The sequence below is a fragment of the Actinosynnema sp. genome (assembly GCF_052038725.1).
This window is the reverse complement of record NZ_JBQGCX010000914.1, coordinates 17,959-31,305: the sequence shown is the minus strand read 5'-3', so window position 1 is coordinate 31,305 and position 13,347 is coordinate 17,959. Positions and strand designations below refer to the sequence as shown.

Annotated in this window: 16 protein-coding genes; 4 read left to right on the top strand and 12 right to left on the bottom strand. The window is 71.5% G+C overall.

The annotated features are described in order from the left end of the window. The coding region (gene eccB / locus ACTUAL_RS19160; protein ID WP_440901215.1) for a type VII secretion protein EccB at positions 1-1,753 on the bottom strand (1,753 nt) is incomplete at its 3' end. 233 nt (positions 1,754-1,986) lie between these two features. Here eccB and eccE point away from each other — a divergent pair. The 3 genes from eccE to ACTUAL_RS19145 all read left to right on the top strand — a co-directional run bounded on the left by eccE (position 1,987) and on the right by ACTUAL_RS19145 (position 5,909). Further along, positions 1,987-3,315: a type VII secretion protein EccE gene (eccE, locus tag ACTUAL_RS19155; protein WP_440901214.1), complete on the top strand. Its 1,329-nt coding sequence runs from the start codon at positions 1,987-1,989 to the stop codon at positions 3,313-3,315. After that, a complete protein-coding gene (locus ACTUAL_RS19150; RefSeq protein WP_440901213.1) occupies positions 3,312-4,037 on the top strand; it encodes a hypothetical protein in 726 nt (241 codons plus the stop codon). Before eccE ends, ACTUAL_RS19150 begins: the two co-directional genes overlap by 4 nt. Before the next feature lie 312 nt (positions 4,038-4,349). Continuing rightward, entirely contained in the window at positions 4,350-5,909 is a 1,560-nt protein-coding gene (locus ACTUAL_RS19145; protein ID WP_440901212.1) for a S8 family peptidase, read from the top strand. A gap of 168 nt (positions 5,910-6,077) precedes the next feature. On the opposite strand, the gene truA is transcribed toward ACTUAL_RS19145, so the two are convergent. The 10 genes from truA to ACTUAL_RS19095 form a co-directional block, all read right to left on the bottom strand. Continuing rightward, a complete protein-coding gene (gene truA / locus ACTUAL_RS19140; protein ID WP_440901216.1) occupies positions 6,078-6,983 on the bottom strand; it encodes a tRNA pseudouridine(38-40) synthase TruA in 906 nt (301 codons plus the stop codon). Beyond that, positions 6,980-7,570 (bottom strand): 50S ribosomal protein L17, encoded by a 591-nt coding sequence (gene rplQ / locus ACTUAL_RS19135; protein ID WP_440901211.1) that lies wholly within the window; start codon positions 7,568-7,570, stop codon positions 6,980-6,982. Before rplQ ends, truA begins: the two co-directional genes overlap by 4 nt. A 58-nt stretch (positions 7,571-7,628) precedes the next feature. After that, positions 7,629-8,681, bottom strand: a complete 1,053-nt coding sequence (locus tag ACTUAL_RS19130; protein WP_015805264.1) for a DNA-directed RNA polymerase subunit alpha — start codon at positions 8,679-8,681, stop codon at positions 7,629-7,631. Between the two features lie 145 nt (positions 8,682-8,826). Beyond that, positions 8,827-9,432, bottom strand: a complete 606-nt coding sequence (gene rpsD / locus ACTUAL_RS19125; protein ID WP_015805265.1) for a 30S ribosomal protein S4 — start codon at positions 9,430-9,432, stop codon at positions 8,827-8,829. Positions 9,433-9,455: 23 nt separating this feature from the next. Then, positions 9,456-9,863 carry a 30S ribosomal protein S11 gene (gene rpsK / locus ACTUAL_RS19120; protein ID WP_440901210.1) on the bottom strand — a complete coding sequence of 136 codons (408 nt, stop codon included), beginning with the start codon at positions 9,861-9,863 and terminating at the stop codon, positions 9,456-9,458. Between the two features lie 33 nt (positions 9,864-9,896). Then, positions 9,897-10,277 (bottom strand): 30S ribosomal protein S13, encoded by a 381-nt coding sequence (gene rpsM, locus ACTUAL_RS19115; RefSeq protein WP_096497116.1) that lies wholly within the window; start codon positions 10,275-10,277, stop codon positions 9,897-9,899. Positions 10,278-10,495: 218 nt separating this feature from the next. Then, positions 10,496-10,609 (bottom strand): 50S ribosomal protein L36, encoded by a 114-nt coding sequence (rpmJ, locus tag ACTUAL_RS19110; protein WP_010148647.1) that lies wholly within the window; start codon positions 10,607-10,609, stop codon positions 10,496-10,498. Between the two features lie 50 nt (positions 10,610-10,659). Beyond that, a complete protein-coding gene (gene infA, locus ACTUAL_RS19105) occupies positions 10,660-10,881 on the bottom strand; it encodes a translation initiation factor IF-1 (RefSeq protein ID WP_005166804.1) in 222 nt (73 codons plus the stop codon). A 152-nt stretch (positions 10,882-11,033) separates the two neighbouring features. After that, entirely contained in the window at positions 11,034-11,585 is a 552-nt protein-coding gene (locus ACTUAL_RS19100; protein ID WP_096497117.1) for a DUF1707 SHOCT-like domain-containing protein, read from the bottom strand. A gap of 30 nt (positions 11,586-11,615) precedes the next feature. Further along, entirely contained in the window at positions 11,616-12,092 is a 477-nt protein-coding gene (locus ACTUAL_RS19095) for a DUF1707 SHOCT-like domain-containing protein (RefSeq protein ID WP_440901209.1), read from the bottom strand. 184 nt (positions 12,093-12,276) lie between these two features. Here ACTUAL_RS19095 and ACTUAL_RS19090 point away from each other — a divergent pair, with 184 nt between their 5' ends. Continuing rightward, positions 12,277-12,408: a hypothetical protein gene (locus ACTUAL_RS19090; protein WP_256374185.1), complete on the top strand. Its 132-nt coding sequence runs from the start codon at positions 12,277-12,279 to the stop codon at positions 12,406-12,408. A gap of 111 nt (positions 12,409-12,519) precedes the next feature. Here ACTUAL_RS19090 and map read toward each other — a convergent pair whose 3' ends face one another. Next, on the bottom strand, positions 12,520-13,296 hold the full coding sequence (gene map / locus ACTUAL_RS19085; protein ID WP_096497119.1) for a type I methionyl aminopeptidase: 777 nt from the start codon (positions 13,294-13,296) through the stop codon (positions 12,520-12,522). Positions 13,297-13,347: the final 51 nt, after the last annotated feature.

The window sequence follows — 13,347 nt, the reverse complement described above, 5'->3', positions numbered from 1 at the left end:
CTGTGGTGGTCGGGCAGCCTCCGCGGGGTGATGCAGGCCCCAAGATGGCCGCAGAGGAAGAGGAGAAGCGGCCGGCGCGACGGATTATTACCGGGAGAGAGTCTCCCGGGTCCGTCGTGGAGAGTAGCCATGACCCTCGCCCAAGCCCAACCTGCCCCGGAAGCGTCCCGAGGCTCTTGTCCGTCGGGATGGAGTCCCAGCTCCGCGACGCGTCGTTCCGGTTCATCTGCGGCCCGTTGGGCAGCAGCCGCAGGATCGACTCGGGCCCCGGCGCGAAGCCGTCCTGCCCGAGGCCGAGCGCGGCGGCCGTCGCCGAGTCCGGGACGCCGTACTTCACGCCCCGGCCGGTGATGATGTGGATCGGGCCGCTGCCGAAGTCCTGGGTGGACGTCGCCGAGCGGACCACGGCCGACTTGCCGGAGGCCATGACGAAGTAGTCCACGACCTCGCCGGTCGCGCCGACCTGGTTGATCCGCACCGGCACCGACGTGTTCTGCGTGGGCAGCGACGGCGCGATGGTCACCTGGGTGTGCTGCGACTTGTTGCCCGCGTTCACGTCCTTCGCGCTCCACCCGAGGCAGACCACGACGTTGTTCTGGTTGGGCACCAGGACGTCCGGCACCTCGCTCGGGTAGTCGAGCAGGTCGAGCGGGTTGGCGGGGCGCAGGGACTCGTTGATCTTGGCGATGTCGACCGGCTTGGGGGAGCCCTGCTCGCGGCTCGCCCTGATCAGGTCGCCGGACGCCTTGCTGATCTCCTGCAGGCCGTCCTTGAGCGCCACGTAGAACACCGAGCTCTCACCGGTGCGCTCGACCTCGATGACGTCGCCGACCTTCAGCTTCTCGCCCGTGACGTAGTCGATCGCGGTGCCCTGGCTCTCGATCTTCGGGGCGACGAGCTCCTTCGCCTCGGGGATCGCGTTGAGCAGGCCGACGCTGACCGCCCTGGGCTCCTTGCCGGTCAGGTTCAGCGCGTTGCGCACCTCGGGCTTGGTCAGGTCGACCTTCGCCCGCACGGTGCTGGTGGAGGTGATCTTGGAGTTCACCGGCGCCTTGTAGACCAGGTAGGTCGCCGCGTCGTCCGCGCCCGCCTTGACCAGCAGCGCCTTGTTGCCGTCGAGCAGCGAACCGCCGCCGCTGACGCCCGCGAGGACCGTGGTCTCGAACTTGCCCTTGGACGCGGGGTTGTTGAGCGTGTCGTCCAGGTCGAGCCGGTCGCACACCGACCACTCCGAGCCGATGCGGCCCGCCGGGTCGGCGGGCAGCACGTCCGGCCCGTCCGGGATGCCGGTCAGCCGCCCCTTGGGCAGCTTGGCCAGCGCCTTCTCGCTCACCAGCTTGGGCTCGCCGCCCGCGGCCCCGCCGCCCGTGCTCGCCGCGTCGCCGCCGCCCACGGCCCCCTGGGACTGGTCAGGCGAGGACTGCTGGAACAGCAGCAGCCGCGCGGACGCCAGGTTCGTCATGGGGACCAGGACCTTGGGGTTGTTCTGGACCACGTAGACCTGGCCGGTCTCCTTGCTGATGGCGATCTGCGTCTGGTCGTCGACCTGGGGGTCGGGCGAGAAGAAGCCGTAGACCATGAAGCCGAGGAGGCCGATGACGCCGAGCAGCACCCCGACCGCGGTCGCACGTGAGTGCGTGCGCATCGGGTCGTGCAGCATGACGGCGTCTCGGCGCACCAGGGCTGACTGCATCCGGCGCAGCACGAAGCGGTACGCCTGGACCTGTGACTTGGTGGTGGGTGTTGATGCCATTCTCGGCTCGCTGCTCTCCCAGTCGCGGTACGGTTCTGCACGATAGCCGGAGCAGAGGTAACCCGTACGCGGGATCGTGAAGACCCCACAGGGTGACACTCGAACCGGCATCCTCCTCGCCGCCCGAGGCGCACTGAACACCGAGGGGAAAGAGACCAGATCGGATGTCCGTGACCACTCCTCGCCCTGGACCGGGGCAGGGCCCCGGCCGGGGGCAGCCGCCCAGGCCAGGGATGCCCCGCCCCCCGCAGCCCCCGCCCCAGGGCCGTCCCGGCCCGGCCGGTGGTGGCGCGCAGGCGGTGCCCGCCTCCGCTCTGCGCGCCCGCAGGCGCGCCTCCGGTTCGAGCCTCGGCTCGCTGCCGGTCGCCAACCTGGTCGTCCTCGAGGTCGGCTTCGCCATCGGCCTGCTCCTGCTCGCCATCGGCGCCACCGGGGACGGCATCGACCCGGTCCTGATGTACTCCGCCGGTGGCGTGCTGCTGGTCGCCCTGGTCCTGGCGTTCGCCCGGTCGCGCGGGCGCTGGCTGACCCAGTGGATCGTCCTGGTCGCGCGCTACAACACGCGCTCGCACAGCCGCACCGCCAAGACCGGCGCGCCCGCCGAGTCCAAGCCGCAGGCGGAGGAGTCCTCCGTCGTCGGCCCCGAGGACCCGAGGGTCGCGCTGCTGCGCCTGGCCGTGCCGGACCTGGTGATCGCGAAGGGCGTCGACCACGAGCGCAGGCCGCTGGGCCTGGCCTGGCACCAGGGCGCGTGGACCGCCGTGCTGCTGGTCGACCCGACGCCCGGCCTGATCAACCCGGTCGGCAGCGCGCCGAACCTGCCGCTGGGCGCGCTGGTCCCGTGCCTGGAGGACCGCGGCGTGGTGCTGGACGCCATCTCGGTGATCTGGCACTGCTACCCCGGCAGCGCCTCGCTGTCCGCGAACTCGCCCGCGCTGACCTCGTACCTGGAGCTGCTGGGCCCGCTGCCCACCGCGTCCCGGCGCACCACCTGGATCGCCGTGCGGCTGGACCCGAAGCGCTGCGCCGCGGCGATCCGGGAGCGCGGCGGCGGCGTCGTGGGCGCGCACCGCGCCCTCATCGGCGCGCTGTCCCGCGTCCGCAACGCGCTGGAGTCCGTCGGCGTGTCCATCCGGCCGCTGGACGCCGACGAGCTGATCCGCGCGGGCATCTCGGCCGCCGAGCTGACCTCGGTCGCGGGCTCGGCGAACCCGGTGTCGCTGCGCGAGAAGTGGTCGGGCGTCTCGGCGGGCGGCGTCGGCCACTCCAGCTACGCCATCACCGGCTGGCCGTCCAAGGGGATGCGCGCCAACCTGAACGGCCTGACCGGTGTGCGCGCGCTGTCGTCCACGCTGTCCATGTCGATCTCGCCGAGCAGCGAGGAGGGCCGGGTCGGCCTGCGCGGCCTCGTGCGGGTCAGCGCCCGCAACCAGGCGCAGCTCGACACCGCCGACAGCAAGCTCAAGGCGATGTCGGACAAGCTGGACATCACCCTGACCCCGCTGAACGGGATGCAGGCCGCGGGGCTGTCCGCGACCCTCCCGCTGGGGGGCGTCGCGTGAGCAACTCCCGACTGCTGGACAACCGGGGCGTCGGCAAGGGCGTCGCGCCCGAGTTCCTGGTGGACCCGAAGCTGCTGGACATCACCAGCCCCTCCGGCGAGCGCGGCGGCATGATCTTCGGCTCCGGCCCGCAGGGCGAGCCGGTGACGGTCTCCGTGCTGCGCAACGCCCCGACCCGCATGGCGATGGTGGGCGGCCTGTACCTGGCGCGGCAGATCGCGCTGCGGGCCGCCGCGACCGGGGCCACCGTGGTGATCGCGACCGGGCGCCCGCGCGCGTGGGCGCCGGTGATCCAGGCGACCGGAGCCAACCCGGAGGACCGGAACTCGCCGGTGCAGCTGCGCAGGCTGAGCCCGGTCGAGCTGCCCCGGCCGTCCGAGGACAGCCCGGTGCTGGTGCTGCACGACGGCGGCCACGTGCCGCAGGAGCTGTTCCCGCCGCGCTCGCCGTGGCAGACGACGATGTACGTGCTGCCCTACCTGCACCCGCAGGCGTCCAGCACGATCGTCAACTCGGAGCTGGTGCTGTTCCAGCGGATGCCGATCCAGCAGGCGCAGCAGGTGTGCCAGACGATGCGCAGGCCGCCGCAGCTGGCGCAGCAGCTGACCACGCTCAAGGACGACCAGGTGATCGCCGCGGGCTTCAACCTGTGGATGCCGCTGCGCCTGGTCACGAACCCGGCCGAGCAGCAGATCCTGGGCGCGGTGCGCCGGGGCGACTGACCCCGCCGCCGACCGCGGCCGACCGCCTCGAAGCGCCCCGGAGCCCAGTGCTCCGGGGCGCTTCTCCTGTGCCGGTCGGGTTCCCCTGGCCGCGCGGTTCCCGAAACGACGGTGTTTCGGTCGTGGAAACGCTGTGACCGCACGAAAGCGGCTTCCCGCAGTCAGCCGGACGCCGGAGAGCGGGCATTAGCCTGACTTCCCCTCCGGGTCCTTGCGCGGCTCTCCCCCCGCCGGCTACGAACTAACGGATCGTGCCCGGCCGGTTGCGCTCCGGCAGTGGCCAGGGCACGCCCGGCGAGAGGGGAAACCGGCATGGACGTTCGCGGGACAGCGGTCAGACGGGCGGTCGGGATCGGGCTGGCCTCGGCGACGGCGTGGGCGGTCGCGGCGGCGCTGGTGGCGGCGCCCGCCTCGGCGGCCGGGGGCGACCTGCGGGGGCTGGGCGCGGAGAACGCCATCGCGGACAGCTACATCGTGGCGCTGAAGGGCGACGCCGGGGTCGCCGCGAGCACCTTGGGCGGCAAGTACGGCGCGCGGGTCGAGCGGACCTACCGCAGTGCCCTGAAGGGCTTCTCCGCGCGGATGAGCGAGAAGCAGGCGCGGGAGCTGGCCGCCGACCCGGCGGTCGACTACGTCGAGCAGGACGCGGTCGTGCGGGTCGCCGACACGCAGTCCCCGGTGCCCTCGTGGGGCGTCGACCGGGTCGACCAGGGGCCGCTGCCGCTGGACGGCTCGTACACCTACCCGAACGGCGGCGAGGGCGTCACCGCGTACGTCATCGACACCGGCATCCGCTTCTCGCACAACGACTTCGGCGGCCGGGCCACCTCCGGCAGGGACACCGTCGACAACGACGACGACGCCTCGGACTGCGACGGCCACGGCACGCACGTGTCCGGCACGATCGGCGGCGCCGCGCACGGCGTGGCCAAGCGGGTGTCGCTGGTCGGCGTGCGGGTGCTGGACTGCGCGGGCGAGGGCACCTGGGCGCAGGTCATCGCCGGCGTGGACTGGGTGACCGCGAACGCGGTGAAGCCCGCCGTGGCCAACATGAGCCTGGGCGGCGGGGCCAACGACGCGCTGGACCAGGCGGTGCGCGGCTCCATCGCCTCCGGCGTGGTCTACGCGCTGGCGGCGGGCAACAACTACGGCGGCGACGCCTGCACCCGCTCGCCCGCCCGCACCCCCGAGGCCATCACGGTCGGCTCGACGGCCCGCACCGACGCCCGCTCCGACTTCTCCAACATCGGGACCTGCCTGGACGTCTACGCGCCCGGCACGGACATCACCTCGGCCTGGCTGACCAACGACACGGCCACCAACACCATCAGCGGCACCTCCATGGCCACCCCGCACGTCGCGGGCGCGGTCGCGGTCTACCTGGCCGCGAACCAGACGGCGACGCCGCAGCAGGTCCGCGACGCGCTGGTCGAGGCCGCCACGCCGGGCCTGGTCACCAACCCCGGAGCCGGGTCGCCGAACAAGCTGCTCAGGGTCATCGGCGAGCCCGCCGTGCCGCCGACCGGCTGCCGCGGCGTGGTGAACGACGAGGACGTCGCCGTGCCGGACCTGGGCTCGGCCACCAGCTCGATCACCATCAGCGGCTGCGCCGGGAGGGCGAGCGCGAGCTCGTCGGTCGACGTGCGGGTGAAGCACACCTACCGGGGCGACCTGTCGCTGGACCTGATCACGCCGTCCGGGGTGGTGCAGCAGCTGAAGGTGCACTCCAGCGCGGACAGCGCGGACGACCTGACCGCGACCTACCGGCTGAACCTGTCCTCGGAGACCGCGAACGGCACCTGGCAACTGCGGGCTCGGGACCACTTCCCGCAGGACACCGGGTTCATCGACGGGTGGACGCTGAACCTGTAGCCAACGCTGGTTGAGCGACTCCGGGGGGCGGGTCGCGGAGCGGCCCGCAGGCGGCCCGGAGGGTCGCCGTCCGAAGCGTGACGACCCGCTGAAAGCGACTGCCCTCGGGGGCGGGACGGACCGTTGCAGTCGCGCGCCGTCCCGCCCCCGGTGCCGCTCCAAAAGACCTCAACCAGCGGTCGCTACTCGCACGTTCCTGGTGATCTCCGCCCGAGCCGCCAGGTCCTCGTCGGCCGGGTAGTCCACCCGCACCAGGGACAGCCCGTGCGGCGGGGCCACGGTCACCTCGCTGGAGCGGCTGTGCAGCGACAGCAGCGACGCGGGCCACTCCACCGGCTTGCGCCCCTCGCCCACCGCGAGCAGGGCCCCCACCAGGCTCCGCACCATCGAGTGGCAGAAGGCGTCCGCCGAGACGAACGCGGTCAGCAGGTCGCCCTCGCGCACCCACTCCAGCCGCTGGAGCTCCCGGATCGTCGTGGCGCCCTCCCTGCGGCGGCAGTAGGCGCAGAAGTCCCGCTCCCCCAGCATGAGCCCGGACGCGGCGTTCATCGCCGCCACGTCGAGCTGACGGGGCCAGGCGAGGGTGTCCAGCCGCCGCAGCGGGTGCGCGCCGAACGGCGCGTCGGTCACCCGGTACTCGTAGTGCCGCCGCAGCGCCGCGAAGCGGGCGTCGAAGGCGGCGGGCACGACCCGCGCCGAGAACACCCGGACGTCGGCGGGCAGCGCGCGGGCCAGCCGCTTGGGCAGCCCGGCCACGTCGACGGCCTCCGGCAGGTCGACGTGCGCGACCTGCCCGGCCGCGTGCACGCCCGCGTCGGTGCGCCCGGCCACGGTCAGCACGACGTCCTCGCGCAGCACCGTGGACAGGGTGTCCTCCAGCACCCCGCAGACCGTGCGGCGGTTCGGCTGGCGGGCCCAGCCGGAGAACTCGGTGCCGTCGTACGCCAGGTCCAGCCGGACGCGGACCCGGCCGGAGCCGTCCCCGGCGCCGTCCCCACCACTGCCCGGAACACCGGCGAGCCCGCCGCCCCCGGTGGGGGCGACGGGCTCGCGGGTGGTGCTGGAGTCGCTCAGGACTCGTCCTTCTTGTCCTCGGCCTTGGCCTCGGCGGGCTCCTCGGACTTGGCCTCGGCGCCCTCGGCGGGCTCCTCGGACGCGTCCTTGGTGGCGGACTCGGGGGCCTCGGCGTCCTGGTCGACGGCCTTGGTCTCCTCGACCTTGGTCTCCTCGGCGGGAGCCTCGGTCTTGGCCTCGTCCTTGGCGAACTTGGTGCTCCGCGCCTTCTCGGCCTCGGAGGTCACCGTCTTCTGCTGCACCAGCTCGATGACGGCCATGGGGGCGTTGTCGCCCTTGCGGTTCAGCGTCTTCGTGATGCGGGTGTAGCCGCCGGTGCGGTCCGCGAAGAACGGACCGATCTCGGCCACCAGCTTGTGGACGATGTCCTTGTCGCGGATCACCTTCATGATCTCGCGACGGTTGTGCAGGTCACCGACCTTGGCCTTGGTGATCAGCTTCTCGGCGTACGGGCGCAGCCGCTTGGCCTTCGCCTCGGTCGTGGTGATGCGACCGTGGGTGAACAGCGACGTGGCCAGGTTGGCCAGCATGAGCCGCTCGTGGGCCGGCGAGCCACCGAGACGGGGTCCCTTGGTGGGGGTGGGCATCGAATTGCTCCTCGGATTTCTTTCTGATCCTCTGCTCCGGCCCGGCCGCTAAGCGGCCTCAGAGCTGCTCGGTCTCCGCGTAGTCCTGGCCGTCGTCGTGGGAGTCCACGGACGAGTCCGCGCCCCACCCCTCAGCGGGGTAGTCGGACGCGGCGGCCGAGGGGTCGAACCCGGGAGGGCTGTCCTTCAGCGCGAGGCCCAGGCCGACGAGCTTCATCTTGACCTCGTCGATGGACTTCGCGCCGAAGTTGCGGATGTCCAGCAGGTCCGCCTCGCTGCGCGAGACGAGCTCGCCCACCGTGTGGATGCCCTCGCGCTTGAGGCAGTTGTAGGACCGGACGGTGAGGTCCAGGTCCTCGATCGGCATCGCGAACGCCGCGATGGTGTCCGCCTCGGCGGGCGAGGGCCCGATCTCGATGCCCTCGGCGTCGACGTTCAGCTCGCGAGCGAGGCCGAACAGCTCCACCAGGGTCTTGCCCGCCGACGCCACGGCGTCGCGCGGCGTGATGGAGGGCTTGCTCTCGACGTCGAGGATCAGCTTGTCGAAGTCGGTCCGCTGCTCGACACGGGTGGCCTCGACCTTGTAGGTCACCTTCATGACGGGCGAGTAGATCGAGTCGACGGGGATGCGGCCGATCTCGGCACCGGCCTGCTTGTTCTGGACGGCGGGGACGTAGCCGCGACCGCGCTCGACGACGAGCTCGATCTCCAGCTTGCCCTTGCCGTTCAGGGTGGCGATGTGCAGGTCGGGGTTGTGCACGGTCACACCGGCCGGGGGCACGATGTCACCGGCGGTCACCGCGCCCGGCCCCTGCTTGCGCAGGTACATGGTCACCGGCTCGTCCTCCTCGGAGCTGACGACCAGCTCCTTGAGGTTGAGGATGATGTCGGTGACGTCCTCCTTCACACCGGGCACGGTGGTGAACTCGTGCAGCACGCCGTCGATGCGGATGCTGGTCACGGCCGCGCCGGGGATGGAGGACAGCAGGGTGCGGCGGATGGAGTTGCCGAGGGTGTAGCCGAAACCCGGCTCCAGCGGCTCGATGACGAACCGGGAGCGGGTCTCGCTGACCGCTTCCTCGCTGAGCGAGGGGCGCTGGGAAATCAGCACTGGGTTCTTCCTCTCTGAACCCGGCGACCGCTATTTGACGCCGGGAGAGCCAGTCGCGGAGACCGGCAAACGCGTTCGGCACACCATTTAGTGCCGTCGCGGGACCCGACTGGAGGGCGACCCGTCGGGCCGCCCTCCAGGAGGATCACTTCGAGTAGAGCTCGACGATCAGCTGCTCGGTGACGGGCGTGTCGATCTGCGCCCGCTCCGGGAGCTGGTGCACCAGGATCCGCAGGTTCGACGGGACGACCTGCAGCCACGCCGGCACCGGACGGTCGCCGAAGGACGCGCGCGCGGCCTCGAAGGGCAGCAGCGGCAGCGACTTGGGCTTGACGTCGATGATGTCGAACTTCGACACCTGGTAGCTCGGGATGTTCACCTTGTGGCCGTTGACCAGGAAGTGACCGTGGCTAACCAGCTGGCGGGCCTGGCGACGGGTGCGGGCCAGACCGGCGCGGTACACCACGTTGTCCAGGCGCGACTCGAGGATCTGCAGCAGGTTCTCACCGGTCTTGCCGGTGCGGCGAACCGCTTCCTTGTAGTAGCGGACGAACTGCTTCTCAAGGATGCCGTACGTGTAGCGAGCCTTCTGCTTCTCCTGCAGCTGCAGGAGGTACTCGGACTCCTTGATGCGGCCTCGGCCGTGCTGGCCGGGCGGGTAGGGGCGGCGCTCGAACGCCTGGTCCCCACCGATGAGGTCGACCTTGAGGCGACGCGAGATGCGCGTGGCCGGTCCGGTGTAGCGAGCCATGAGTGCTTACTCCTCCCCGTGCCTCAGACCCGGCGCCGCTTGGGCGGGCGGCAGCCGTTGTGGGGCTGCGGGGTCACGTCCTGGATGGTGCCGACCTCGAGGCCGGCGGCCTGCAGCGAACGGATCGCGGTCTCGCGGCCGGAGCCGGGACCCTTCACGAACACGTCCACCTTGCGCAGACCGTGCTCGGCGGCCTTGCGCGCGGCGTTCTCCGCGGCCATCTGCGCGGCGAAGGGCGTCGACTTGCGCGAGCCCTTGAAGCCGACGTGGCCCGCGGAAGCCCAGCTGATCACGTTGCCCAGCGGGTCCGTGATGGACACGATGGTGTTGTTGAACGTGCTCTTGATGTGGGCCTGGCCGTGCGAGACGTTCTTCTTTTCCTTGCGCCGGACCTTCTTGACCCCGGCGCCCTGACGGGTCTTGGGTGGCATTCTGGGTGATCTCCTACTTCAGGGTCCGCGAGGTTACTTCTTGCCGGCCTTCTTCTTGCCCGCAACGGTCTTCTTCGGACCCTTGCGAGTGCGCGCGTTCGTCTTGGTGCGCTGCCCGCGGACGGGCAGGTTGCGACGGTGGCGCAGGCCTTCGTAGCAGCCGATCTCCATCTTGCGACGGATGTCGGCCTGGATCTCGCGGCGGAGATCACCCTCAAGCTTGAAGTGCTCTTCGATGTAGTCCCGCAGCTTGGCGAGGTCGTCGTCACCGAGGTCCTTCACCCGGACGTCCGGGGAGATCTCGGTGGCCTTCAGCAGCTCCTTGGAGCGCGTGCGACCAATGCCGAAGATGTAGGTGAGCGCGATCTCCAACCGCTTTTCGCGGGGGAGGTCGACGCCAGCGAGTCGTGCCATTCGGCGCTTGCTCCTAACAGTGGTGTCGCTCCAGGTTTGCTCCTCGCCCGTTCCCGGGACTGACTCGCTGCGTCAGTTCCGCCCGCTCTCGCGGACGGCGTCCCGGCCCCGGCCTGGAGTCCGGGGGTGTGCCCACGCCCCTGTGTCAGGGGTGTGGGTAGGTGCGAAGAGGCTTGCTTGTCTTTGGCGTCGTGGCGAACGACGACAGCGGGTGCTGCTCAGCCCTGGCGCTGCTTGTGGCGCAGGTTCTCGCAGATCACCATGACCCGGCCGTGACGGCGGATCACCTTGCACTTGTCGCAGATCTTCTTGACGCTCGGCTGAACCTTCACGCCTGAGCTCTCCTGCTTGTGGCCGAGTGCCCGTGACCGGGCACCGGAGGTCACTTGTAGCGGTAGACGATGCGCCCTCGGGACAGGTCGTAGGGCGAGAGCTCCACGACAACCCGGTCCTCGGGGAGGATTCGGATGTAGTGCTGACGCATCTTGCCGCTGATGTGCGCCAGGACCTTGTGCCCGTTCTCCAACTCGACTCGGAACATCGCGTTGGGAAGCGGCTCGACTACGCGGCCCTCGACCTCAATGGCCCCGTCCTTCTTGCCCATGTCCTCCGCGTTTCGTGACGGTGGGTACTTCCGGATTAGGGCACGCACGACCCCGAGTCCGTCTAGGCCCTTGCGAACCTGCTGCCTGCCGGGGTCTGACGACCTCCACGGGCATGGCGGAACCGGCGCGACGTGTGCGCCACCGCCCCATACTACGCGCCGCCGCCTGAACGCCCAAATCGGGTGACCATGGCCGCCAGGGCGACCCAGATCCACCACGGGTGAGGCATGATCTCCGCCCGCAGCGCGGCGAGGCCCCACACCAGGAAGACGACGACGGCGAGCACGCTCAGCGCGTCGGACAGGTCCCGCGAGTTCCAGGCGTTGACCAGCGCGGCGACCCACTCGGGCCGGTCGGCGGGCGCGCCCTCGGCCCTGGCGGACGCCTCGGCGGACCGGGAACCGGCGGCCTCGGCGGGCGGCGGCCCGGCGGCGGGCAGGTGGTCGGCCGACCGGGGCGCGGACGGGTCCTGCGAGCGCCAGCCGTTGACCAGCGCGGACAGCCACGAGGCCCGCTCGGGGGGCGCGGGCGGGGCCTCCGGGCGCGGCGGCCCGGTCAGCGCGGCGGTCAGCTCGGCGTACGTGCTCGCCGCCCGCACCGCGCCCGAGCGCCGCAGCAGCTCGCCCTCGCTGATCCGCCCCTCGGCGCGGGCCTCGCCCAGCACCTCCAGCGCCTGCGCCTTGTCGCGCTCCTCGGCAGTCACCGCTCCCCCGTCCCTCCGGTCCCCCCGAAGCTACCCGCGCGCCCGCTGCTCGCGGGGGGCGAGCCACCAGAGCGCGCCCAGCGCGGCGCCGAGGGGCGCGGTGAACCACAGGAACCAGGGGTCGTCGAGCCCGTGCCCGTCGATGACGTCGGAGACGTTGACCAGCAGCCAGACGACGAAGTTCAGCGCGCTCACCGCGAGCCAGATCTGGGTGAGCACCCGCAGCACGCGGTGGTACTTCGAGTCGGGGCGCGCGTACCCGGCGGTCGGCGCGGGCGCCTGCGGCCGGGGGCGGAAGTCGAGCGGCTCGGTGTCCGGCACCGGCAGGTCCGCGATGAGCCGGGCGAGGTCCCCGCGCGTCCTGGCGCGCAGCGCCTCCCCGACCCGCTCGTCGAACTCGGTCACGTCGAGGGAGCCCTCGACGTGGGCGCGCCGGAGGAAGTCCTGGACCTGCTCGCGGTCCTTGTCCGAGACCCTGATGTCCTCGGGCTTCACGGGTTCGATCACACCTCCATGGTGGCGACCCCCGGCCCCGCGCGGTATCCAGGTAGCCCCCGTCCCAGGGGGAAGAAACCCCACCCCCCTTAGCCCGTTGGTGTGACAGCGGGACCGTTCGGGCCACGTCCGGGTGAAGCATCCGGTGGAATACCCCTACCGGGACCGCACGCGTCCCGGCGGGAGGTGGGAACCCGTGCTGACCACGGCTCTGCTGCTGGCCGGGATCGCGTCCTGCGCCCTGCTGACCACCGGGCTGGCCGCGCGCCGCTGCCCCGCGGGCTGCGCGCCCGGCGAGTGCGACGCGGCCGGGCACGACGGGGTCTGACCGAGGCCCCGGCCCCGACCGGGCCGGTCCGGACAGGCCCGGAACGCAGGCTCAGAACGCAGAGCGGCCCCCGACCCGGTCGGTTGGGGGGCCGCTCGCACAGCCGGGGTCTCAGCCCTCCTCGGGCGCCGTCAGCACCCAGGGGCCGTCCTCGGTGATGGCCACGCTGTGCTCCCAGTGCGCGGCCTTCGACTTGTCCGCCGTGACGACCGTCCAGCCGTCCGACAGCTCCACCGTCTGGTCCGTGCCCAGGGTCAGCATCGGCTCGATCGCGATCGCCATGCCGGGCTTGAGCCGGGGGCCCTTGCCGGGCTTGCCGTAGTTCGGCAGGAACGGGTCCATGTGCATCTTGGTGCCGATGCCGTGGCCGCCGTAGCCGTCGACGATCCCGTACTCGACGCCGTCGCGCTCGCCCGCGGCGATCGTCTCGGACTCGATGGCGAACGAGACGTCCGACAGCTTCGCGCCCGCCACCGCGGCCTCGATGCCCGCGAGCATCGACGTCCTGGTCGCCTCGGACAGCTTCAGCTCGGCCTCGGTGACCGTCCCGATCGGGACGGTGAGCGCCGAGTCGCCGTGCCAGCCGTCCAGGATCGCGCCGCAGTCGATCGACAGCAGGTCGCCGTCCGCGAGGATCTGGGTGCGGCTGGGGATGCCGTGGACCACCTGCTGGTTGACCGACGCGCAGATGCTCGCCGGGAACCCGTGGTAGCCCTTGAAGCTCGGCACGGCGCCCGCGTCGCGGATGGTCTGCTCGGCGAGCTGGTCCAGCTCGGCCGTGCTGACCCCCGCCTTGGCGTGCGCGGCCATCAGGGTCAGGGCCTTCGCCACGACCAGGCCGGAGGCGCGCATGGCCTCCAGCTGGCCGCGGGTCTTGATCTCGATCATGCGGTCACGACCGCCTGGTGCGATTCGCCGGAGTGCATCGAGCAGTCCACC